At 57.6% G+C, this 21,673-nt stretch carries 21 protein-coding genes; 8 read left to right on the top strand and 13 right to left on the bottom strand.

Annotated features, from left to right (window positions below; all coding sequences use genetic code 11):
- Positions 1 to 731 precede the first annotated feature (731 nt).
- Both HDF12_RS06260 and HDF12_RS06255 read left to right on the top strand, forming a co-directional pair.
- Entirely contained in the window at positions 732 to 1,721 is a 990-nt protein-coding gene (locus HDF12_RS06260) for a tagatose 1,6-diphosphate aldolase (RefSeq protein WP_179583414.1), read from the top strand.
- Positions 1,722 to 1,888: 167 nt separating this feature from the next.
- The gene (locus tag HDF12_RS06255; RefSeq protein ID WP_179581710.1) at positions 1,889 to 2,368 is read left to right on the top strand and encodes a DUF1440 domain-containing protein; all 480 of its coding nucleotides are present in this window, start codon (positions 1,889 to 1,891) and stop codon (positions 2,366 to 2,368) included.
- A 78-nt stretch (positions 2,369 to 2,446) separates the two neighbouring features.
- On the opposite strand, the gene HDF12_RS06250 is transcribed toward HDF12_RS06255, so the two are convergent.
- Both HDF12_RS06250 and HDF12_RS06245 read right to left on the bottom strand, forming a co-directional pair.
- Positions 2,447 to 3,175, bottom strand: coding sequence for a hypothetical protein (locus tag HDF12_RS06250; RefSeq protein ID WP_179581709.1), 729 nt, complete (start codon positions 3,173 to 3,175; stop codon positions 2,447 to 2,449).
- 25 nt (positions 3,176 to 3,200) lie between these two features.
- The gene (locus HDF12_RS06245) at positions 3,201 to 4,391 is read right to left on the bottom strand and encodes a purine nucleoside permease (RefSeq protein ID WP_257025377.1); all 1,191 of its coding nucleotides are present in this window, start codon (positions 4,389 to 4,391) and stop codon (positions 3,201 to 3,203) included.
- Positions 4,392 to 4,481: 90 nt separating this feature from the next.
- Between HDF12_RS06245 and HDF12_RS06240 the strand changes: the two genes are divergently transcribed.
- Positions 4,482 to 4,724 (top strand): hypothetical protein, encoded by a 243-nt coding sequence (locus HDF12_RS06240; protein ID WP_179581707.1) that lies wholly within the window; start codon positions 4,482 to 4,484, stop codon positions 4,722 to 4,724.
- A 6-nt stretch (positions 4,725 to 4,730) separates the two neighbouring features.
- On the opposite strand, the gene HDF12_RS06235 is transcribed toward HDF12_RS06240, so the two are convergent.
- The 7 genes from HDF12_RS06235 to yoaA all read right to left on the bottom strand — a co-directional run bounded on the left by HDF12_RS06235 (position 4,731) and on the right by yoaA (position 11,601).
- A complete protein-coding gene (locus HDF12_RS06235; protein WP_179581706.1) occupies positions 4,731 to 5,414 on the bottom strand; it encodes a 7-carboxy-7-deazaguanine synthase QueE in 684 nt (227 codons plus the stop codon).
- Between the two features lie 126 nt (positions 5,415 to 5,540).
- Positions 5,541 to 5,921 carry a 6-carboxytetrahydropterin synthase QueD gene (gene queD / locus HDF12_RS06230; protein ID WP_179581705.1) on the bottom strand — a complete coding sequence of 127 codons (381 nt, stop codon included), beginning with the start codon at positions 5,919 to 5,921 and terminating at the stop codon, positions 5,541 to 5,543.
- A gap of 127 nt (positions 5,922 to 6,048) precedes the next feature.
- Positions 6,049 to 6,300: a hypothetical protein gene (locus tag HDF12_RS06225; protein WP_179581704.1), complete on the bottom strand. Its 252-nt coding sequence runs from the start codon at positions 6,298 to 6,300 to the stop codon at positions 6,049 to 6,051.
- Between the two features lie 47 nt (positions 6,301 to 6,347).
- Positions 6,348 to 8,222 carry an alpha,alpha-phosphotrehalase gene (locus tag HDF12_RS06220; RefSeq protein ID WP_179581703.1) on the bottom strand — a complete coding sequence of 625 codons (1,875 nt, stop codon included), beginning with the start codon at positions 8,220 to 8,222 and terminating at the stop codon, positions 6,348 to 6,350.
- Positions 8,223 to 8,266: 44 nt separating this feature from the next.
- On the bottom strand, positions 8,267 to 8,926 hold the full coding sequence (locus HDF12_RS06215; RefSeq protein WP_179581702.1) for a DUF3341 domain-containing protein: 660 nt from the start codon (positions 8,924 to 8,926) through the stop codon (positions 8,267 to 8,269).
- An 88-nt stretch (positions 8,927 to 9,014) separates the two neighbouring features.
- A complete protein-coding gene (locus HDF12_RS06210; RefSeq protein ID WP_179581701.1) occupies positions 9,015 to 9,407 on the bottom strand; it encodes a BON domain-containing protein in 393 nt (130 codons plus the stop codon).
- Between the two features lie 145 nt (positions 9,408 to 9,552).
- Positions 9,553 to 11,601, bottom strand: coding sequence for a DNA repair helicase YoaA (yoaA, locus tag HDF12_RS06205; RefSeq protein WP_179581700.1), 2,049 nt, complete (start codon positions 11,599 to 11,601; stop codon positions 9,553 to 9,555).
- Between the two features lie 123 nt (positions 11,602 to 11,724).
- Between yoaA and der the strand changes: the two genes are divergently transcribed.
- Positions 11,725 to 13,644 carry a ribosome biogenesis GTPase Der gene (gene der / locus HDF12_RS06200; RefSeq protein ID WP_179581699.1) on the top strand — a complete coding sequence of 640 codons (1,920 nt, stop codon included), beginning with the start codon at positions 11,725 to 11,727 and terminating at the stop codon, positions 13,642 to 13,644.
- Between the two features lie 12 nt (positions 13,645 to 13,656).
- On the opposite strand, the gene HDF12_RS06195 is transcribed toward der, so the two are convergent.
- From HDF12_RS06195 to HDF12_RS06180, 4 genes are all read right to left on the bottom strand, one after another.
- Positions 13,657 to 14,703, bottom strand: a complete 1,047-nt coding sequence (locus HDF12_RS06195; protein WP_179581698.1) for a DUF7544 domain-containing protein — start codon at positions 14,701 to 14,703, stop codon at positions 13,657 to 13,659.
- A gap of 64 nt (positions 14,704 to 14,767) precedes the next feature.
- Entirely contained in the window at positions 14,768 to 16,123 is a 1,356-nt protein-coding gene (gene trmFO / locus HDF12_RS06190) for a methylenetetrahydrofolate--tRNA-(uracil(54)-C(5))-methyltransferase (FADH(2)-oxidizing) TrmFO (RefSeq protein ID WP_179581697.1), read from the bottom strand.
- 83 nt (positions 16,124 to 16,206) lie between these two features.
- Positions 16,207 to 16,731, bottom strand: a complete 525-nt coding sequence (locus tag HDF12_RS06185; protein WP_179581696.1) for a GNAT family N-acetyltransferase — start codon at positions 16,729 to 16,731, stop codon at positions 16,207 to 16,209.
- Positions 16,732 to 16,750: 19 nt separating this feature from the next.
- A complete protein-coding gene (locus tag HDF12_RS06180) occupies positions 16,751 to 17,449 on the bottom strand; it encodes a hypothetical protein (RefSeq protein ID WP_179581695.1) in 699 nt (232 codons plus the stop codon).
- Positions 17,450 to 17,510: 61 nt separating this feature from the next.
- On the opposite strand from HDF12_RS06180, the gene HDF12_RS06175 reads away from it, so the two are divergent.
- From HDF12_RS06175 to HDF12_RS06160, 4 genes are all read left to right on the top strand, one after another.
- Entirely contained in the window at positions 17,511 to 18,806 is a 1,296-nt protein-coding gene (locus HDF12_RS06175) for a 3-deoxy-D-manno-octulosonic acid transferase (protein ID WP_306457997.1), read from the top strand.
- Entirely contained in the window at positions 18,803 to 19,840 is a 1,038-nt protein-coding gene (lpxK, locus tag HDF12_RS06170) for a tetraacyldisaccharide 4'-kinase (protein ID WP_179581694.1), read from the top strand. Before HDF12_RS06175 ends, lpxK begins: the two co-directional genes overlap by 4 nt.
- 123 nt (positions 19,841 to 19,963) lie before the next feature.
- The gene (locus tag HDF12_RS06165; protein ID WP_179581693.1) at positions 19,964 to 21,022 is read left to right on the top strand and encodes a glycosyltransferase family 9 protein; all 1,059 of its coding nucleotides are present in this window, start codon (positions 19,964 to 19,966) and stop codon (positions 21,020 to 21,022) included.
- Positions 21,019 to 21,612: a methyltransferase gene (locus HDF12_RS06160; protein ID WP_179581692.1), complete on the top strand. Its 594-nt coding sequence runs from the start codon at positions 21,019 to 21,021 to the stop codon at positions 21,610 to 21,612. The genes HDF12_RS06165 and HDF12_RS06160 overlap by 4 nt, the downstream gene beginning before the upstream one ends.
- Positions 21,613 to 21,673: the final 61 nt, after the last annotated feature.

Raw genomic sequence — 21,673 nt, 5'->3', positions numbered from 1 at the left:
CTTGAGATCTGCGTTCATCACTTGAGGGTGCTTAGGTTCCGCATCCCTGAAAACGTTGTTATAGGCAACTTTGGTTGCCCCGGAGTTCAAACTGGCCCACTATCGAATTCGCCTCCCCAAATGGACCATTCCGTGCCAATCCAGACAGCCCTAAAAACCTGTCAAGTCCCCAATTCGCTCAAATCACTCTTATAAAACCACTTACGCGTGGCGTATGAGTTCCTCCCAATCCTATAAAATAGAGTCAGATCAACAAATCAACAAATAAGTTTCGTGCATAACCGAATTCAGCAGCAGATGGCCGTAAGTCCTTTGAGAAGAAGAATTTGCCCGCAACCCATTTCTTTTGAGGAATTTAGCGACACCTGTTTTTCTATCTGACTGTATCTAAGCCGCTTACGGAGAGATACCCCCAGGGGGTACCCCAGACTCGGCCCGCCGCCACCCAAGGTCTACCTGACTGGCTCGGTGAAAGGGAGATGTAGAGACCAGCGTGGATTAATGGCATGTCTTCCCACCCGGCCTCTCTGCCCAAATCCAGGATGACGCCAAACCCACAGAAGCGGCATCCCATCCCTGAGCGAATCGACGGACACCGCCTCAAATCTGCAAAGATCGGGCGCATCATAGCCTCGCCCTCCGCTTCACACCGAACGTATCCTCCGCTGTGTAAAATGACCCTTCGTAGTCCTTCCATCACTCGAACCGTCTCAGGAGACAAGCACCCCATGATCAAGTTGACACCAGGAAAGTTAGCCGGCCTCAAGGCCGTCTCCGACCATCGTGGCGTGATCGCCGCCGCCGCCATGGATCAGCGCGGATCCCTCCAGAAGTCCCTCGCCAAAGAGCGCGGAGCAGCAGCCGACGCCCACGACCTCGAGGAGTTCAAAACCCTCGTCACCTCGGTCCTCACCAGGTACGCCTCCGCCATCCTCCTCGACCCTGAGTTCGGCCTCCCCGCCTCCAAGCACCGCAACGGCAAGGGCCTCCTCCTCGCCTACGAGAAGACCGGATACGACGCCACCACCCCCGGCCGCCTGCCCGACCTCCTCGACCTCTGGAGCGTCCGCCGCTTGAAGGAAGCCGGAGCCGATTGCATCAAGATCCTCCTCTATTACACCCCCTACGAGAAGAGCAGCGTCAACGATCTCAAGCACGCCTGGATCGAGCGCATCGGAGCTGAGTGCGTCGCCAACGACATCCCCTTCTTCCTCGAATTCGTCGGCTACGACGCCGAAGGAGGCGATGAAAAGTCCGTAGCCTACGCCAAGAAGAAGCCCGAGATCGTCTCCGGCTCAATGGCGGAATTCGGTAAAGCCCACTACAACGTAGACGTCCTCAAGGTCGAAGTCCCCGTCGAGATGGCCTTCGTTGAAGGCACCAGGTCCTTCAAGGGCGAGAAGGCGTACACCCGCAAGGAAGCCCTCCAGCACTTCCGCGACGCCGCCACCATGACCCACAAGCCCTTCATCTACCTCTCAGCCGGCGTCTCCAACCCCGTCTTCATCGAGACCCTCGAACTGGCGGTCGAATCAGGAACCACCTTCAACGGAGTTCTCTGCGGCCGCGCCACATGGAAGGACGGCATCCCCATCTACGCCAAGCAAGGCCCGAAAGCCTTCGAAGACTGGCTCAACACCACCGGCGTAGAAAACATCACCAACGTCAACAACGCCCTCAAGCAGGCCCACTCCTGGCACGACAAAGTCGAATCCAAATAGATCGTCACCCGCCACAACAATCAAGGCGCTGCATTCGTGCAGCGCCTTTTCGTTGACACGACAATTCGTCCACCGAACCTGGCATCGGTAAAACGGCCCTTCGTGCAACCACCCTAAGCACGCTCTGCCGCATCGTAAGTTAGATAAATTGAGAAGAGGTTGAACAAATGGATCGGTCGCAAGAGAAGACAGTTACAAAGTCGCTGGCGAAGGGCCTGCTGGCAGGGTTGATTGGTGGCTTGGTGGCAACAGCAGCAAAGACGCTTGCGGAAAAGATCTATCCGCCGCGCACTCACGGAGAGCCAGAACCATTCACAGTGCTGGCGGAGAAGCTCGTCGGGCACGAGCTTATCGGAACCCAAAGGGTCATCGCGACGGAGACACTTCACTGGGGGTTCGGAGCTGCGGCTGGCGCTGCTTATGGAGCGCTGGCAGAGTACTATCCGCAAGCCACGGCGAAGGATGGTGCTGGATTCGGAATGGCACTATCTTCCCTGACCCATGGGACAACCCTTCCAGCGCTGGGTATTTCGCCAGAGCCAGAAGAGCAGACAACCCGCGAACGCACCAGTGAGCTGGCCACCCACGTTGTCTACGGAATGGTCACCGAGACCGTCCGTCGCGCAGTGAGGAAGATGCTGGGTTAGGCGTTGTCGCAACATGTAGTCCGAAGGTTACAGAATCCGCAATGCATAACCTTGGCAGCACTGCAGCGCACAATCGCTTCAAGGAGTAAAAGCGGCTATCCATTGAGCATTAGCCCAGAGGCGTTCGGCGGAGTCGTATCGAGTGGCGAAGTTGGCGATGACGTTGCCAGCTTCCTCGTCGATCTGCGAGGCGTAGTTGAGAACCAGCTTGCGCTTACGAGTGATAGCTCCGGCGGCGGATTCGTCGGTCCGGCAGAGGATGGAACGGAGCGGTTCGTCAAGCAAAGTCGTCGCATCGCGGAGCGAGTCAAGGTCTGCGGCAGCACTGGGGTGAGTAGCGGCGTACGGAAGGTCTTCGTAGAAGGCGGCGGGAAGCGACCCTACGAAGGGCATGGCAGCTTCGCGGACGGTGAGGTGGTCAATTTGATTGCCCAGAGCGGCCGGAACAACAACAGCCTCCATCGCGTCTAGCTCGGATTGACGAGTAAGAGCCTTGCGGATTTTTTCAATCGACGGGTCGCTTGGATTTACAGGCATATCACATAGTTGATCGAGGGGAACACGAAGCCGGATCGGCGCGTCTTTGAGGTTGAGGTCAAGCATCTGCAGATTGTTCTTGAGACCCTTCGGCAAGGACTCTTTCATCCGCCGAAGGAAGAGCTCGTCTTCACGCAGGCGCATGGCCGAGACATAGGAGAGCTCGTCGTTTTCGTGGACGAAGGCAGCATCCGAGTACGGAGCGTAGCGGCTGCGTGTGAAGACGTTGAGGAGCGTGACCGTGTGGCGCGCGATAAGCCAGTGAGTCATCGCCAGCGAGAGAGAGAACGCAGCGTCATCGCGGTGTGGGGAGAGAATGAGGATCTTCAGGGTGGGCTCCAGAGCCTATTTTACCGGGCAGCGCCGATGGGATGTGATCACGGGCCTGGGGCCAGTTGGCAATCAGATCATCCACGACAAGGTGGCCGACGCGATAAGCAGCATCGAGCGCCGGAAGGTACGCGCTGTACTGTCGCACCTTGGTTTCGCCGAGGCTTTCGGCGGCCGTGATTCCAGGACGCTGTTGATCGAAATTGGACGCCGTTCGAAGTACAAGGACGCGGTTGATATCGAGCCTATGCGCGTGAGCAAGCCATGTCAGGGACTGCATGGTGCCGGTATCCTCCATGCCACAGATCGCGTAGGTACCATGGCCGTCAGTCTGATACTTCACCCAGTCACGCGCCCACTGGTTGAGGAGCTTGCCGTGCCAGAACGTTGAAGCGGAGAGATTATCACCCCGCAGAACGAAGGGCGGACGATGAGCCGCTTCTTCGGCGTATTGCTGGCGACGAGCGGCTATCGCCGGTGTATCGGGAAGCGGCGTGTCCTTGGTAAGTGCGAACGCCCAGTCAACCAGAGAGGTGTTGAGGCGATAGATGTTGCCGTCGTCTCCAAACCTGGCGGCTCGGGGCTGCTCATACGGCGTGGACTTACCCAGTGGCACGTATCCCGTCGACCAGTCTTTCGGAATTTCGCGTGCATCGATCTCATGTGCAAGGTCTCCGTCGACGATGTAATCGGACCAGACTGCAGAGCCGAGCGAACCCATGCTGGGGTCGATGCCGCCGATGCCGGCAACGAGAAAGTAGGCATGCGTAAGGTCGAATCGGGGATCGAGGCCCAGCGCCATAATAGTGGCGGCAGTGCGGGCGGTGCCGACGCCAGTAAGCACGCCGAGAATCCCATTCTTTTCATTGAGACGGAGGTCGTGGTAGCCCGCGGAAAAGGGGATAACCGTATCGAGGTGTTCTCGCTCAACCCAGTACTGATACTCACCAGGCGCATCGCCGGTGTCGGCACCTACTTCAAACATGTTGATGACCACGACTTTGATCTCGATGGCCTTGGAGACCTTCTCCGGAGCACCGGTGAGATCGGTCAGGTGCCGGTCGGCGCTGGAGATTGTGGCGACGGGGGCCGGACAACAGGCACTTGCAGCCACGCTCGACACAGCCAACACGAGAAGCATGAAAAAGAGGCGCATAGGCAATGGTAGCGCAGCAGCGCTCGAAAACTTTGTAACGCGTGAGCAGACGCCTGCACTATATGCGCAAAGTATAGAAAGGAGACTGACATGTCTGAAGATACTGCTGCAGTTGTAGTGACCATCGCATTCTTTGCTGTGATGGCCGCTTGGATTCCTTTAGTCGAGTGTTGTAGAAGGGCGATGCGAAAGCAACCAGAACGCGAACGAAGCAGGAGTGGCCGGATCGTCGAAATGAAACCCAAAACGCACGAAAAAAAGGGGCGCGGATACGAGGCGGTCGTATTGATTACGATGGTGGCGTCCGTCTTCTCGCTGGGCCTGATCAACTAATTCGAGCTAGACACCCTTCTTGATCGGCTCCCAGATGAACTTGTGAATCTGGAGTGACAAACGGGCGTCGATTCCATCGGCCATCATCCACTCAACGAGCAAGCGAGGGTCCAGGATGGCGTTATCGGTTGTTCGGAGCAGGCTAGGAGCTTTGTGGAAGGCTGGACTCAGCAGGATTTGACCAGCCTTCTCGTGGAGCGCATGGGAAAAGATGAACTCGCGCGCGAAATCATAGTCTTCGCGATGCGAGATAACGAACTTGACCTCATCATTCTTAGTGAGGGCTTCGAGGTTTTCCATGCGGAAGCTGTTGGCTGCACTCCCTGCACCCGGGCACTTGACGTCGACTATCTTGTGAACGAGTTTGGGAACGTCCGCCAAAGGACGCTCGCCGCTCGTTTCCATCATCAACGTGTAGTTCTGTGCCAGCAGCCGCTCCATGAGTGGCACCAATTCCTTGGCCTGAAGCATGGGCTCGCCGCCTGTGAATTCGATGAGACGGCACGGGGCGAGGGCCTCAATTTGCGCGACAATCTCATCGGCAGTATGTGCCTTACCACCGGTAAAGGTGTACTCAGAGTCACACCAGGCACAGCGCAGATTGCAACCCGCAAGGCGGACGAAGATGCAGGGGAGGCCGGCGAAGGAGGACTCACCCTGGACAGATTTGTAGAGCTCGATTAGATGCATTTTTATCTCGCTAACGAAGAGGACGTCAGGACGGAACCGTTCGCCACTTCGGTCAAAACGACTGTGTTCTGAACAAGAAACCCTCTGCCATGACCCTGTACAGAGCACAGCCGGCCGGCTGCGGCCCTACTTGTAGTAACGGGCGAAGCTGGTGTCGGTCTCGTAGAGGGTGCAGTCTTTGACACGGACGCGACCGTTCGTCATCTCGTGGAGTTGGGCACTGGTCTGATCGTAGAAGTATTTGGCGAGGTTTTCGGCGCTGGGATTCATCTCTTTGTCGAACGGTGGCAGGTCGTTGATCATGAAGTGATCAAGGTAGTCAACGGTTGGGCGCATGACCTGCTTGAGTAGTTTGAAGTCGAGGAGCATGCCGGCTTCGTCGAGTTCTTCGCCGATGAGGGTCACGAAGACCTTGTAGTTGTGCCCGTGCGGGTTTTCGCACTTGCCGCGATAGTTGCGGAGGTAGTGGCCGGAGGAGAAGCCGGCTTCTACAGTTACTTCGAACATGAGTCTGGAAGTCCCTTCGGTAGTTCGATCGTTCGATACTTCGAAAAAGATCGGGCCGCGTCTGGGTTGGATATGGGTGGGCTCGCGGACGCGGCAGCAGCCTGCTTTGATTGTACCGTTTTGCGGGCTAAAGGGCTCGTCGGCGCTTTGCTCTGCGTGCCTCTTCGTTGCGGCGCTCTGCCTGCTCAAAGAGTGAAGACAGAATGCCTGCGAGGGCCACGAGGAGGCCAACGACGAAGAGACCCAAGCCCATAGTGCGCCACAGAGCGGCGTCTCCGGGCGAGCCGGGCTGTTGGGCAATGTTCGTGTAGGCGACACCGCAGGATATGAGTGCGAAGAGAATGAGGCTGCTGGCGAGGATGTAGAGGTTGCGGCCCATACGGATGGTCTTATTTTACGGCGAGAAGCACCCGCACGACTCCGGCCCTACCTCAACTTGTAGATGCGGGCCTCCCAGCCGGCCAGGTTGAGAGTGCCGGTGACGAGGCCAGTGGTGTCGAGGTTCGACATAATGAGCGAATTAACTTTGACGCTGGCCGGAAGGGTGTAGGCGACAGGGCCTGAGCTGAAGTTGAGGGCGACGAGGTAACGCTCTGCGCCCAGCGCGCGAGTGTAGATGAAGATCGATTTGTTCTCTGGGTCGAGGTCCTTGTAGTCGCCGTAGACAAAAACCTGGTGGGCCCGGCGAAGTGCGATGAGCTTGCTGGTGTAGTTGTAGATCGAATTGGGATCGGCGACTTCAGAGGCGGCGTTGATCTCTGCGTAGTTGGGGTTTTCGGCTAGCCAGGGCTTGGGTGCGGTGGTGAAGCCGCCGTTAGCGGAGGTGTCCCACTGCATGGGGGTTCGCGAGTTGTCGCGGCTGGTATGGCGGAGGTTGGCGATGAAGGTTTCCTCAGGGATCTTGCCGGTGAGGACCTGGGCCTTATACGCGTTCTTTACTTCGATGTCGTCGAAGTCAGCGATGTTTTTGAAAGGGTAATTGGTCATGCCGAGTTCGTCGCCCTGGTAGAGGAAGGGCGTGCCACGGAGAGTGAGGAGCATCGTGGCGAGAAGCTTGGCAGAGGGGATGCGGAACTCAGGCGAGTCGTCGCCGAACGTGGAGACAAGGCGCGGGTTGTCGTGGTTTGAGAGGAACACGGTGTCCCAGTCGTGCTTGCCAAGCACTTCTGAGTGGCGGGTGTAGATAGATTTGATGGTGGCGAGGTCGAAGGGTTTGAGCTTGATGCCGTCGCGGTTGGAGCGGATCGCGTCAAAGTTGAAGATCATGTTGAGCTCGCGGCGGTTGTCGCCGACGATGAGCGGGGTTTGTTCGAGAGAGATGCCGAGAGCCTCGCCCACGGTCATGACGTCGTACTTCGCCATGACGTTGCGGTTCATCTCCTGCAGGTAATCATGCATGTGGGGGCCGTTGGCGTAGGCATTGCCGTAGTTGTGAAGTTGGTCAGGCGTCAGATCGGGGAAAGCCGGATTCTTCGATATGAGGGGAATGACGTCCATGCGGAAGCCGTCGACGCCTTTGTCGAGCCAGAAGCGCATGAGGCTGTAGACCTCTTCCCTAACCTTCGGGTTGTCCCAGTTAAGATCGGGCTGCTTTACGGCGAAGTAGTGAAGGTAGTACTGACTGGTAGCGGGGTCGAACTGCCATGCCGAACCGGAGAAGAACGACGGATCGTTATTAGGCGGCAGCGTGGTGGGTTTGCCGTCAGGGCCCGCGGGACCGGGTTTGCCGTCGCGCCAGAAGTAGTAGTCGCGGTACGGATTCTCTTTTGATTTTCGGCTTTCGACGAACCAGTGATGCTCGTCGGAGGTGTGATTGACTACGAGGTCGATGATAAGGCGCATGTGCCGCTGCTTGATCCCGGCAAGCATGGCGTCAAAATCGGCCATTGTGCCGAACTCCGCCATAACTTTGCGGTAGTCGCGAATGTCGTAGCCGTTGTCGGCGTTGGGGGAGTCGTAGTGGGGACTAAGCCAGATGACGTTGACGCCGAGCTTCTGGAGATAGTCGAGCTTGGAGGTGATGCCGGGGATGTCCCCGATGCCGTCGCCGTTAGAGTCTTTGAAGGAGCGAGGGTAGACCTGATAGACGACGGCCTCCTTCCACCAGATTGGCTGATAGCCGTTGATGAGGGCAATCTGCGCAGGGGCGATGGCTTGTGACCGGAGCGGGACGCACGGCGCGAGGTAGGCTAATGCAAGAATTGCGATGAGGGTAGATGGCTTCACCGCACTATCGTCTACGGAAGCCTCAAGCGCGTCAAGCAAGGCACTCCGCGATCGCAGAAAAAAGAGAGCCTGCATCGAGTAGACACAGGCTCTTCCGTTAGCAATCCATCAAGAAGAAGTTAGTACTTTGTGACGGTTCGGTCGCCGGCTACAAGGTCGCGCTCTCGGTCTATCGGATCATTGTCGATTTTGCGCGCGGCAATCGGCTCACTGTCAGATAGATTGCCGAAGGTGCCGCGGCCGCCGGTTGTGTCCTTCGATCCTGCTTCGCCAGTGGAGGAGATGTCGGTTGCGCCGGTCTCCTTGAGTGCAGCTTTGGCAGTGTCGATCTGGTCAGAGGTGTCGCAGTGGATGGAGAGGAGTGTTCCTCCGCCTTTGACGGCGCCTTCGTAACGCTTGGCTTCGTATTCAGGGATGCCCATACCGACGAGGGCTCCGACTAGTCCACCTACCGCTCCGCCAATGCCGAGACCGGCGAGCGATGCCATGATGGGGCCAGCGGCGATCAGCGGGCCGACGCCGGGGATGGCGAGAGCTCCGATACCAGCAAGGAGACCAAGGGATCCGCCGATGACGCCTCCAGCGGTGACGCCGGTGGCTGTGCCTTCAGGAGCCTTGGTGTGCTTCTCGTGGGCGAAGGCGCGTGTGCTTTCGTCGTCGGGAAGGAGAACGGAGATCGCCGAATTCTGAAAACCCTTGGCGAGTATGTGGTCTACGGCGGATTCGGCGGTCTTGGGAGTCGCGTAGATACCGAAGACTGCGGTGTTTTTGCTGGACATGATTACTCCTTTGCTGCTGGATGCAGCACTGGTGGATGATGGATCTACTCGGTTGATCGTCTTGATTTAATTCTTTGACGGTGGGCTACTACTTGACGGTGAGATCGTTTGTTACCTTGTCAGCAGAAACCACGCTTGCCGCAACGGATGCTACTTTTTGCTTTTCGTCGTCGGATGAAACTGGGCCCTTGAGAGTTACAGTGCCGTTGACAGTGATGATTTTGACGTTGTGGGCATAGGTTGAGAGAGACTTGTCGGCGATGATCGCCTTACGAATCTGAGCAGTTGTCTGCCTATCCGACGTGCCGCCGTGCGCCTGGGTGTCAGCCGTCGGTTGCTGGGCTTTATTTTGTTTGGAGTTATCGGGCGGGGTCGTCTGATCTGACGATTGCGCGATAGCCCGCGACGTGGGGAGGGTAGTTGTGAAAAAAGTACAGGCGAGCGCGGCCGAGGCCAAGAGGATGAACCGTAAAGCTTTCATGGGAGAGTCCTTTTCTGCGGTGACCAGAATTTGAAGGCAGGCCGCGCGATTGCGTGGCATCAAAGCCGTTCGTTCATACGCAGTCAGAAGGTCAGATGGGATCGGTCGTCGCTTAGTTGTTCAACGCGAAACGATCTTTGTGATGTCACGCAAGCTCTTTGAAGAAGTTCTCGACGTCGCTAATCTCCTGCGTGAGGCGGTAGGGGGGCAGGGACTCCAGAAAGATTCGGCCGTAGCGTTGTCGCTGAATGCGGGGGTCGAGCAGCATCAAGACTCCACGGTCGTTAAGCGAGCGGATGAGGCGACCGAAGCCTTGCTTGAGCGTGATGACGGCGTTGGGAATCTGATAGTCGAAGAAAGGCTTCCCCCCAAGTGCTTCGATGGCCTCCATACGGGCTTCAACGATCGGATCGGAGGGCACGGCGAAGGGAAGACGGTCGATGATAACGCAGGATAATTGCTCACCCTGGACGTCTACCCCCTGCCAGAAGCTCGAGGTACCAAACAGGACGGCATTAGGCGTATCGCGGAACTGTTGCAACAAAACGTGGCGCGGCGCGGTGCCGTGCAACAGTAGTGGGTAGGGGAGTTCCGCTAGCAATCGCTCGTATGTGTTGCGCATCTGCGTGTAGCTCGTGAACAGGCAGAAGGCGCGACCCTTGGTGATCTCTAGCACGCGACGGATGCGCTCAGCCGCGCGCTCCGGAAAATCCGGTTCTCGCGGATCAGGCATATTGGGTGGAAGGTATAGCAGCGCCTGCTTTTCGTAATTAAAGTGCGATGGAACGATCAGTTCTCGAGCAGTAGTCAGGCCAAGGCGTTTGCGGATGTGGTCGAAGCCTCCGGAGACGGTGAGGGTCGCAGAGGTAAGAATCACAGAACTATAGTTATCGAAGAGCGAGGTCGTCAGTAGTTCGGAGACGTCGATAGGAGTCGCCTGCAGATGCGTGTGAAAGCTCGCATTCCCAGTTCCGCGCGCAAGGTTCCGGACTCCACCTGCGGCGCGCCGCTCAATCCAGAACACCGTGTTGCGATCCGTCGATTCAAGCAAAAAAACCAGATGGGCGCGAATGTCGGCGGCACGTTTGCGAAGCCCAGATGCCTCTTCGACGTTTTTCAGATAATCGAGTTCGCTTTCAAGTCGAGTAAGAGCATTGAGGGTAGCAATGTAGGTATCGCCGCTCTCCTCAAGGAAGGCTTCGCGATGAACGAAGGGCATGCGTCCTCCGCCATTCGGCATTCCCATGGGATCCGTCGGAAGAACAGAGAAAAACAGACGAGAGCGGTCTTTGAGAGTAGCGCAGGCACTCTCGATCGCTGACGTGCTGGCCTGTTTCGCCTTCAACAGCATGTCGACATCGCGCGTAAGCTCGTCGACGCGTTGAGTGGAGAGGCCGATACCGAAGTAGTTGGAGGCAACCTCTTCCAACTCGTGAGCCTCGTCGAAGATCACACACGCAGCCTCGGGCAGGATGCCTGCGTCAGGCGTGCCTGCCGCTTGTTGCTTGATGTTCAAGTCCGCGAAGAAAAGATGATGGTTCACGATGACAATGTCCGACTCGAGAGCCTTGCGTCGCATCGCGGTGACAAAGCAGCGCTCCCAGTCCGGGCAAGTCTGGCCCAGGCACACCTCGGTCCGGGCGTCGAGCTTGTGCCATAAAGCGGAAGACTCCGGAAGATGATCGAGCTCAGCGCGATCTCCGGTCTCAGATGTCTTCTCCCACTTAGCAATCTGATGGAACTGATCGATCTCTTCGAGGCCATTGAGAAGAGGGTTGTCGCGGAGCGCATAGAGCTTGTGCCGGCAAAGGTAGTTGGCGCGGCCCTTCATGTAACAAACCTTGAGCGGGCCCAGGAGAGATTCAAGGAAAGGAACATCCTTGAAATAAAGCTGCTCCTGCAAATTCTTAGTGCCGGTGGAGATGATGACGCGCTGGTTTCGCTCACGAGCAACACGAAGGGCAGGCAGAAGGTACGCCAGGGTCTTGCCGGTCCCCGTCCCAGCTTCAACTATAAGGTGACGCTTCTCTTTGAAAGCCGCCTCAATGGCTCGTGCCATGTCGTACTGCCCTTGACGATGCTCAAAAGCCAGCGAAGATCGAGAGAGAATGCCGCCAGGAGCAAAGAAATCACGGAGATTCGGCAGATTCTCCGGTTTCGCGGGCGTAATCGAGATGGGAGCGGTCGTAGACAAGGCGATTTGCTTAAGGATCGGCGGCACAGAGGCTTTGCAATTTCTATAATAGAGGGGGAAGCGAAGAATTAGCGTAATAAGCCTGGCCGCCTGACGCGTGCGCGGGAGAAAGTTGGATGTTCCGTGGCTCAGAAAGACGATAGAAAGCGGTTAGGCAAAAAACACAGGCAGGCCAGTACGCGGCCCAAAAAAGGCCGAGCCCCGAAATCCACCCCGACAACCGGGGGGGTAGATCCGCGGAAGCGGAAGATCCTTTCAACCAAGCGCGCTGCCGTCGACCGAGCTTCGCGAGTCACAAAGCAGTCCCCCGAACGGGAGAAGCGGAAGGCGATCCGTCCCGACGGAGCCACCCCTAAAAAGCCCGCGGGAGCAGTTCGTCCAAAGGCCGAGAGACCGGCAGATGGGATTGTCGGACGGCAGACGCCGCGTTCGGAGAACGTCGCAGGCCGCGAACGAATTGAGGACGACTGGCGGGACATTGAGCTGCTGGCTTCTCAGATGGTCACCGAGACCGAGAGTGCGGATGCGCGCGAACTACCGTTGATCGCAATCTGCGGTCGGCCCAATGTGGGTAAGAGCACCCTCTTCAACCGGCTAACCGGTTCACGCCGATCGATCGTAGGCGATGAGCCCGGAATCACACGCGACCGCATCTACGGCGAAATCGAGTGGATGAACCGTGCGGCGAGAATCGTGGACACCGGGGGCGTGGTACCCGACGACGAGGCTCTGATTCCAGCAGAGATCTTCCTCCAAGCGAAGGTTGGATTGGAAGAGGCCGATGCGATCGTGATGGTCGTGGATGGCCGCACTGAGCTGGCCTCGCCTGATCTCGAACTGGCGCGATTGCTGTTACGCGGCGGAAAGCCGGTGTTTCTCGCCGTAAACAAGATGGATACCGACGCAATGCAATCGCAAGCGGAGAATTTCCGCCGGCTCGGATTCAGGAATGTGCTCCCCATCTCCGCGGAACACGGCTCGGGGATGGGTGATCTGCTGGATGCAGTATTCGAGATACTCCCGGAGCCGGCAGAGATCATCGAAGAGCCTGAGGTGATGCTCACCGAAAACGACGAAGCTGAAGAAGATGAAACGGGCCCGGACTTTTCCGTCTCTCCCGCAGCAACCCTCTCGACAGAGCCCTCAGAGGTCGCTACACCGAAACGCCCGCGAATGCTTCGATCACATGGTGAGTATGAGAGCCGCGAAACGAAGATCGCGATCATCGGGCGGCCAAACGTCGGCAAGAGTACGCTTCTGAATGCGCTCACAGGAACGCAGCGAGCTATCGTCTCCCCGATTGCAGGAACCACTCGCGATGCAGTCGACGAGGTGGTAGAGCGCGGCGGCCACGCATTCCGATTTGTCGATACCGCAGGAATCAGGCGGAAGGGGAAGACGAAGCTGATGGCCGAAAAGCTATCAGTCATCATGGCGCGAAAACATCTGGAGGCGGCAGACGTTTCCTTGCTGATCATCGATGCGGCGGAGGGCGTTGCCGCACTTGACGCGAATATCGGAGGCTATGCCCACGAGAGTGGACGCAGTGTAATTATCGTCGTCAACAAGTGGGACCTAATGACTCGCACCGGCAAGGACGGCATGCGCCTGTTCGATGGCAAGCCGCCGGCCGATCAAAAGCTCTACGAGCAAGACGTTCGGGATAAGTTGAAGTACCTTGACTATGCGCCGCTACTGTTTATCTCTGCAGCCGATGGAAAAAACATAGAATCCGTGTTTAAGAAGGTAGAGCTGGTTGCGCGAGAGAGACGGAAGCGCGTGACCACCGGACAGATGAACCGGTTTCTGGAGAAGGTCGACTTTCAGAAGGCAAGCGTACCGATGAACAAGCGCGTCCGGATCTACTACATGACGCAGGCTGCCGTTGCTCCGCCGACGTTCGTACTCTTCACTGACAAAGATGTGAAGATGCACTTCTCCTTCGAGCGTTTTCTGGGCAACCAGATCCGGGAGAACTTCGGGTTTATCGGAAGCCCGATCTGGTTCAAGATCAAAGCTCGAAACAAGAAAAAAATAGGATAAGCGTGGCGAGAGCTAGATTGGACAGAACTGCTGGGGAACCGCTTCCGGGAACGGAGGAGGCGGTGGCTCCAGCAGATCGCCTAGCGCGGCGAGACGTCCACCTACAAAATAAAGCGCATAGGCCTGATAGAAGACCAATATCGCCCCCACGATACAAACGATCGTGAGCATCAGACACACCAAGAAGATCAAGCCGAGTAGCCCAAGGCTGGTGTAGAGAAAGACTGCGCCGAAGAGTCCCGCGTGGCGGAGCAGGATCCATAGACCTCCGCCGATAAGACCGACAGGGATGCCTACGATAAACGCAGTGGCGACGATGCACAGCTCAGCAGCAATGGCTGCGACCAGAGTTAACACAAATTTCATCAGGAAGTAGAGTAAAACGCCGCCCGGTTCGCGTCGAATCAGATCTACCGCGCTGGTGAAGCCCTGTCGCATAGTCGCGTCTTCGAAGACCAAAAATGGCAGGACCATGTCTCGCAGAAACCAGAGGCAGAGCATCAGCACTACGACCATGCCTGCGACCATCGCGAATAACAAAAGGAAGTTTCCAAAGAAGATAGCGCTCGGCGGCTGGCCTGTCTTGGCCGGCATCGACCGGATGAGGTGCAATAGCGGCCAAGCCGCGACCGCGCCGATAACCAGAAATGCCAACAAAAAGGTCGCAACTTTGAGACCAATCCAAGGCCAGGTCTTCGGACCATGCCGACGCCACGACGGACCGACCACAGTGGTGCGACAAGCAACGAGATCCATAAGAACAAACTGCATTCTGGAACCGAAATAGAGCATGCAGACGCCGATTAGAAGGAATAAAACGCTGACAACTGCCAGCGCAACCACAGCATGCTGATTAATACTCCACGAGACCGCTCCAGACCGAGAGTTCGAATGCGAAGCGAAGTGGCCGGTCGGAGGGAAGATAAACTGTGCGCCCATCTCCGCCAGAAGCGCGACCAACCCAAGCTTGACGAAGCTTCGAAGAGAGAAGGGCCGGAACATTGACTTTGTGCGTTCGATAGCGGGCGTGATAGCTTCGGCGGCTGAGAGTATTCGCATAGGTTGATGCGATGAGGGTATCTCAGCTCTCCCAATTTCAAAATCGAATTGTCAGTCCCCTTCACTAATTCGTGGGTGCGAGCCACTCCGTCCAGGCGGCGAGTGCACGGTCGCACTGCAGTTTGTGACGTTCTTTTTTGTCGCGGATTTTTTTGCGAAGATCTTCTTCCAGAGGTGGTAGAAGGTCGAAAGTAATATTGGCCGGTTGGAACTTCTTCGTATCAGCGTGGGTGATGTAGTGGGTCAGAGACCCGTTCGCACTCAAGCGCGGCGCAATTGCAGGTGTGTTTCCGTTCGCGATGGATGCGGCGTAAATCCCCGCCAGCATACCCGAGGCAATCGACTCTGTATACCCCTCAACGCCGCTGAGCTGGCCAGCGATCAAGATGCATGGTTGAGCCTTGAGTTGGAGAGTTTCGCTGAGCAAAGACGGCGCGTGGATGTATGTGTTGCGGTGGATCTGGCCGTAGCGTAGGAACGTTGCGTTCTCCAGTCCAGGGATGAGTCTGAGGATGCGATTCTGTTCGCCGTACTTGAGGTGATTCTGGAAGCCCACAAGATTGTAGGAGTCGGCGCGGAGGTTTTCCTGGCGGAGCTGCACCACAGCGTAGGGCCAACGGCCTGTCTTGGGATCGGTGAGCCCCACCGGCTTCATCGGACCGAAACGGAGCGTATCGCGACCACGTCGGGCCGTCTCTTCAATCGGCAGACAGCCTTCGAAATACTGAAGCTTCTCAGCCGTACCGGTAACAGGAAACCTCTCCCAGTCCTTCGATTCCACAGCCTCTGCGGTAGTCAAAGCCTCCATAAACCGGTCGTACTCTTCTTTGGTGAAGGGGCAGTTGATGTAGTCGGCGGTCCCTTTGTCATAGCGCGCTGCGAAGTAAACCTTCGACATATCAATGGACGACGCGTCAACGATAGGGGAGATGGAGTCGTAGAAAGCTAGATGGTCAGACCCAGTGATGCGCTGGAGTTCGGCAGCAAGCGCCGCGCTGGTGAGCGGACCTGACGCGAGGATTGTCAGAGTGCCAGGGTCTCCCTCGTTAAGGGTGGTCACTTCTTCACGATGAACACGAATACGAGGCTCTGACTCGATTCGTTGGGCGACGCGCTTGGAGAATTCGACGCGGTCAACCGCAAGGGCATGGCCAGCAGGGACAGCCGTAGCATCCGCTTCGGCGAGCAGGATGCTGCCTGCCCGGCGCATCTCCTGCTTTAGCAACCAGGGAGCGGTGTTTTCAGACTCAGACTTCAGTGAGTTGGAGCAGACTAGTTCGGCGAAGTCAGAGGTCTGATGGGCTTCGGTGGAACGCGTCGGGCGCATCTCGTAAAGATCGACCTCGCAGCCGCGCTTTGCTGCCTGGAGCGCTGCTTCAGGACCGGCCAGCCCGCCGCCGATGATTTTTATTCTTTTCATGCTCCTTCCAGCATAGAGGAAGTTGCAGAAGTCTTTTGTCGCAAAGAGCTACGCTTGCCAATTGCTCACAGTCTTCACCAAGCCTATTTGGACTGTGTGGCAAGAGCAGCGAGAGCTTCGCCGGAAACCTGCATACCCTTCCACTCGGACTTCATGACGGCTCCCAACTGCTTATAAAAGTCGATGGATGGAGTGTTCCAATCCAACACGCTCCACTCGAACCGAGGACACCCTTCGGACACAGCAATTGCGGCGACGCGGGTGAGTAGAGCTTTCCCAATTCCCTTCCCGCGATGCTCGGGACTGACGTAGAGGTCTTCGAGATAGATACCTGCGTGGCCTCGCCAGGTGGAGTAGTTGTAGAAGTAGAGAGCGAAGCCCGCGGCAATGGTCCTGTCTGCGTTGGTCAACTCGGCGATAACGCAATCAAAGCGTTTATTGGGTCCGAAACCATCGCGAAGCAGATCGGCTTCCGTGGCGAGAACGGCATCTGGTTCACGCTCATAAGTGGCGAGTTCGCGGATGAACTCGAGAATCTGCGAAACGTCGGCAGACGTAGTAGCGCGTAGATTGAGCTCGTCGTTGCGGTTCGGGAGGGGATCGGTCATCGCTGAATTATTCCTGTGCTCATAGTTTAGGCGCGTTGTCAGAGGACTTCGCTCCAGGTTGAGCCGCGAGCCATTTGTCAAAAGGAATATTGAAGTCGAAGAGCTGTTTCTTGCCGTCCACGGTGTGAACCATCTTGACGTAGAGTTCAGCGCCCTTCAGGGGTCGGTCCGATAGCTGACGTACGTCGTAGAAGAGATAGCCAGCGAGAGTGCTGTGGGGATTGACTGTCGTCCCGTTGAATCCGAAGTCTTTGTCGTCCTTGATGATCTGTTTATCGACAGGCTTGTCGTGGACGGTCACGGGAGGCAAGGGAAGCGGTAGCGGAATCTTCCGGCCCGCTGCACCTTTGGTAGAGAAGAGTCGGCGCTGAAGATCATCGTCCGTAGCCGCAGGAATCTTGTCGTTATTGATGGAGATGAACTGGATACGAGCATCGTCGAGAGAAATCGCGGCGTCGCTGTCGTTAGTGAAGATTACGCGGATCGCAACGAAGCCGTGCTGAAGGTAGGGAAGACGAAAGAAATCGCAGTCTTTGGGGTCGTCGCAAGGTTCGGCCGCGACGGTGACCTTTTCGTTCGGGTGCACCTCGAAGGCCGCGTACTGGTCGGCCGGTTTTACCGGAGGCGCTTTCTTGTCGGCGGCCCTGGCATTCGCCGCGAAGAGGCAGAAAATGACTACTAGTAGGATCGGAGTTGTGGGGAACCGGTGGGACTTCATAGCCAAGGTTGATTATCATCTCCGCTGGCGTACAACGTAAAGCGAGGGCTCGGCGACAGTGATGATGGTGATCTATAGCTCGTTATTGCTGGCCGTACTGGTGGTAGTCGCTCCGTACTGGTTAGTGCGAATGGCAACCAGCGGGCGATACAGGGCGGGGCTGCGGCAACGACTAGGGTTGGTGTCGAAGGGGTTGCACGCGAGCGCAGCCGGACGCAGTGTGGTTTGGGTACACGCGGTAAGCGTCGGTGAGGTGATGGCCGCTACGCAGTTGATACGCGAACTGAAGCAGAGGCTGCCGGGTTGGCTGGTGGCGGTTTCGACCACCACGGAGACGGGACAGAGGCTTGCAAAGGAGAGGCTACCGGATTCACCGGTGTTTTATCTGCCGTTGGACTTCAAATTTTCCGTAAGGAAGTATCTGCGCGTACTGCAGCCGAAGATGCTGGTGCTCATGGAGAGCGAGCTTTGGCCGCGGCTGATCGCGGAGTGCACCAGGGATGGAATGCCGATTGTAGTGGTGAATGCGCGGATCTCGGATCGGTCGTTTCCGCGATACATGCGGCTGCGGCGACTTTGGCGACCGTTCCTGGAGATGATTGCTCTGTTTCTTGCGCAGAGTACCGAAACCGCGGACAGGCTGATAAAAATCGGCGCTTCCGAGACACGTGTGCGGGTGACCGGGAATCTGAAGTATGACGTGCAGGCAAGGACCGACAACGAGATGACAAAGCGAATCGCGTCGATACTCTCCGGCACAAGACTGGTTGTCGCCGGGAGCACCCTTGCCGGCGAAGAAGAGACCCTCCTCGCTACGTGGCCTGCGATCCGGCAAGCTATTCCGGATGCGTCGCTCCTGATAGCTCCGCGGCACAAGGACCGCTTTGAGGAAGTTTTGCAGCTGATTCGAAGAAGCGGAACTCCATTCCTCCAGTGCAGCCAACTCACGCAGAATCCCAATCCCGTTGTCGGCGGAACGATCCTTCTGCTGGACACGATAGGAGATCTTGCATCGGTGTACGGATTGGCGTCCGTGGCCTTCATCGGGGGCAGCCTGGTTCCAAAGGGTGGACACAACCCGCTGGAACCAGCGCAGTTTGGAGTGCCGGTGCTGATGGGGCCTTCCTTCGAGAACTTTCGTGAGATCGTAAAGACCATGCAAGAGGCAGAAGCGATTCGCATCGTCGCAAACGAAAAGCTTGCAGAGACGCTGATCGCGATGTTGCAGGACGAGGCAGCCTCACGGGCACTCGGAGAACGCGGACGAGCAGTATTTGAAGCTCAAGCAGGAGCAGCAGCGCGGACGGCACAGGCCGTCGTCTCACTGTTGGAGGAGAGGGTGAGGACCACGCGATGAGTGTGCGGCGACCATGGCTGCTTCCGATGTCTCCCCTGTACGGAGCTGCGCTTGCGCTCAAAAAGCAGCTGTTTGCTTGGGGCTGGTTGAAGCGCAACCATCTGGAGAGCACTGTGATCAGCATCGGTAGCGTCTCGGCGGGTGGCGCGGGCAAAACACCTGTTGTGTTGATGCTGGCTGGCATTCTGCGCCATCGCGGCTACGCGGTACGAATCCTCACGCGAGGGTATAAACGCAGCTCGGAGATGATTGCAAGGGTCGAACCGTTCGACGACGCCCGTTGGCATGGTGATGAGCCCGTCTTGCTGGCTCAGCGTTCTGGCGTCCCGGTGTACGTGGGAGCAGACCGCTATCAGGCCGGCATGATGGCGGAGCAGGGTGAGCCTTCGGAAAAGTTGGTAGTTCATCTGCTGGATGACGGATTTCAGCACAGACGGCTGGCTCGCGACATCGATATCGTCTTGCTGACGCAGGAGGATGTTGAGGACACGCTACTGCCAGCCGGGAACCTGAGAGAACCGCTCGAGGCGATAGCGCAGGCCGATGTTGTGGTTCTCCGAGAGGACGAGGCGGACACACTCAGAAGCGTAGTCGATGGATTAAGCCACTCCAAGGGCAGGCCTTCGATCTGGATCATTCGCCGGAGGTTGAGCCTGGGGGAGGGCGGCGAAGTAACGCTGCCAACGATGCCGTTTGCTTTTTGCGGAATTGCGAGACCTGAAAACTTTACCCGGATGCTGGCGGCGCAGGGTTATGAGGCCATGCAGACAGTGGCCTTCGAAGATCACCATGCCTACGACGAAGACGATATTGCGCGTTTGATGCAGCAGGCGCGCGCGGTCGAAGCGAATGGATTTGTGACCACCGAAAAGGATGCCGTGAAGCTGACACCCACCCTCCGAGACCGGCTGGAAACGGTAGGCCCCATTGTCGTGGCGCGTCTCTGCGTCGAACTGCTGGATGAGAAGCAAGCGCTGGAGCAGTTGGTAGCGCTCGTGGGCCGGCTCGATCGCCGCCGACGCCAGGGCCGCTAGGGATTGGGTCCTGCATGAGAAAATGAAGGCTTGGCCACTGAACTCACGCCCTCACCGTCGCGCAGTGTCGCAACCCACACGTCAGATTCTTCGCGAAGCGTCTTGATTGTAAGGATTGGCGCGATGGGAGATGTGCTCCACGCGATGCCCGCGGTTGCTGCATTGCGCGAGAAGCATCCCGAGTGGTTTATCGGTTGGGCGATCGAACCCGCCTGGAGCGGACTGCTGCAGGCTTCAACGGACTTCAACCGGATCTCCCACAAAGCCGACCGAAGCGGCAGCAAGCCATTGATCGATCGATGGCACCCCGTGCCTGCCAAAGCTTGGAGCAACCGCCCTTTTGCTCCCTCCACTCTGGCCGAGATCAATACGACGCGTCGTGAACTCCGTGCAGCCCGGTATGACGTCTGCGTCGACATGCAGGGGTCGATAAAGTCCGCACTCGTGGGGCGAATGGCCGCCACACCGATCTTTGCCGGGCCAGCGAGTCCACGTGAGACTCCTGCGCGCTGGCTCTATCGACATCCGATAGCAACCACCTCCACCCACGTAGTGGAGCAGGCGTGCGAGCTGCTAGGCGCCGCAGTGGGAGAAACTCTGAGACCAGCAGCAGTAACGCTGCCGGTAAACCCGAAGGCCGAGTTATGGTGCGACAGACTTCTAGCCCAGACCTCATCGATCAGAGACGGATTCGTCTTCCTCGCCCCTACAGCCGGCTGGGGGGCCAAGCAATGGCCCGCGGAGAGATACGCCGCCGTCGCTGCAGCTCTGGGCCGAGCCGGATTTCACTCACTCGTAAACGAAGCTCCCGGCCATCGATTTGCAGATGCAGTCGTTGACGCCAGCGATGGTTTTGCCACTTCCGTTCCCTGCTCCGTCGAGCAGATGATTGCGCTCGTGCGCCGCGCCGGAGTGGTGATCGCCGGGGACACCGGACCACTGCACCTCGCAGCCACCCTGGACCATCCCACAGTCGGTTTATACGGCCCCACCGATCCCTCTCGCAACGGCCCTTACATGACCGACAGTTCAAAGGCGCGAGTGTTGCGACACGAGTCCAGCCGAACAGACCACTCGCGGCACGCAGAGACGGAGCCGGGGCTCATGCAGATATCAACGGACGAGGTTGTAGAAGCAGCGCTGGAGCTGCTCCGCAGCGGACAAGATAAGGTAAAGCTGTGAGCGAACGAACAACATGGCAAAAGATAGCCCGGCGGATCCGCGTACCGCTCGGATTCGCCTTCGCCGCCGTATTTCTGTGGCTGGCACGACCGACCGGGAAAACCATGCTGCTCAGCCTCCTGTTGGTAGTACCCGGCGTATGGCTGCGAGCCTACGCGGCTGGCTATGTGCGCAAAAACGCTGAGCTGACATTCACAGGCCCCTACGCCTACACGCGAAATCCGCTCTACCTGGGCTCGATGCTAATCGCCTTCGGATTCGCAGCAGCAGCAGGCAGTTGGGCGATTCTTATTGCGCTGACCGCACTTTTTGCGGCCATCTACATCCCCACAATTTATAGCGAGGAAGCCTATCTGCGAGAGCACTTTGCAGGCTTCGACGACTATTCCACCAAGGTGCCCCGTCTGCTGCCGCGACTGACCCCGGCGACATTTCCGGCGAACCAGAATGCCAGCGGAGGCAGATTCTCCTGGCAACAGTGGCAGCACCACCGCGAGTACAATGCTCTAATGGGTGCTGGCGCAATCTATCTAGCGCTGGCGGTCCGGCTTTTTCTCCATCACCACGGGGTGGCGGGGGGTCTGCGCTGAAGGCGCGGAGGCTGGGGCTGAATGGCCCACAAACTTCAACTCGTGAGAGTGCTGCCCTTTG

It is taken from the genome of Tunturiibacter gelidiferens, from assembly GCF_013410115.1.
Classification (GTDB): Bacteria; Acidobacteriota; Terriglobia; order Terriglobales; family Acidobacteriaceae; genus Edaphobacter; species Edaphobacter gelidiferens.
Note: the sequence above shows the minus strand (reverse complement) of the source record. Positions and strands in the feature narration are given on the sequence as shown.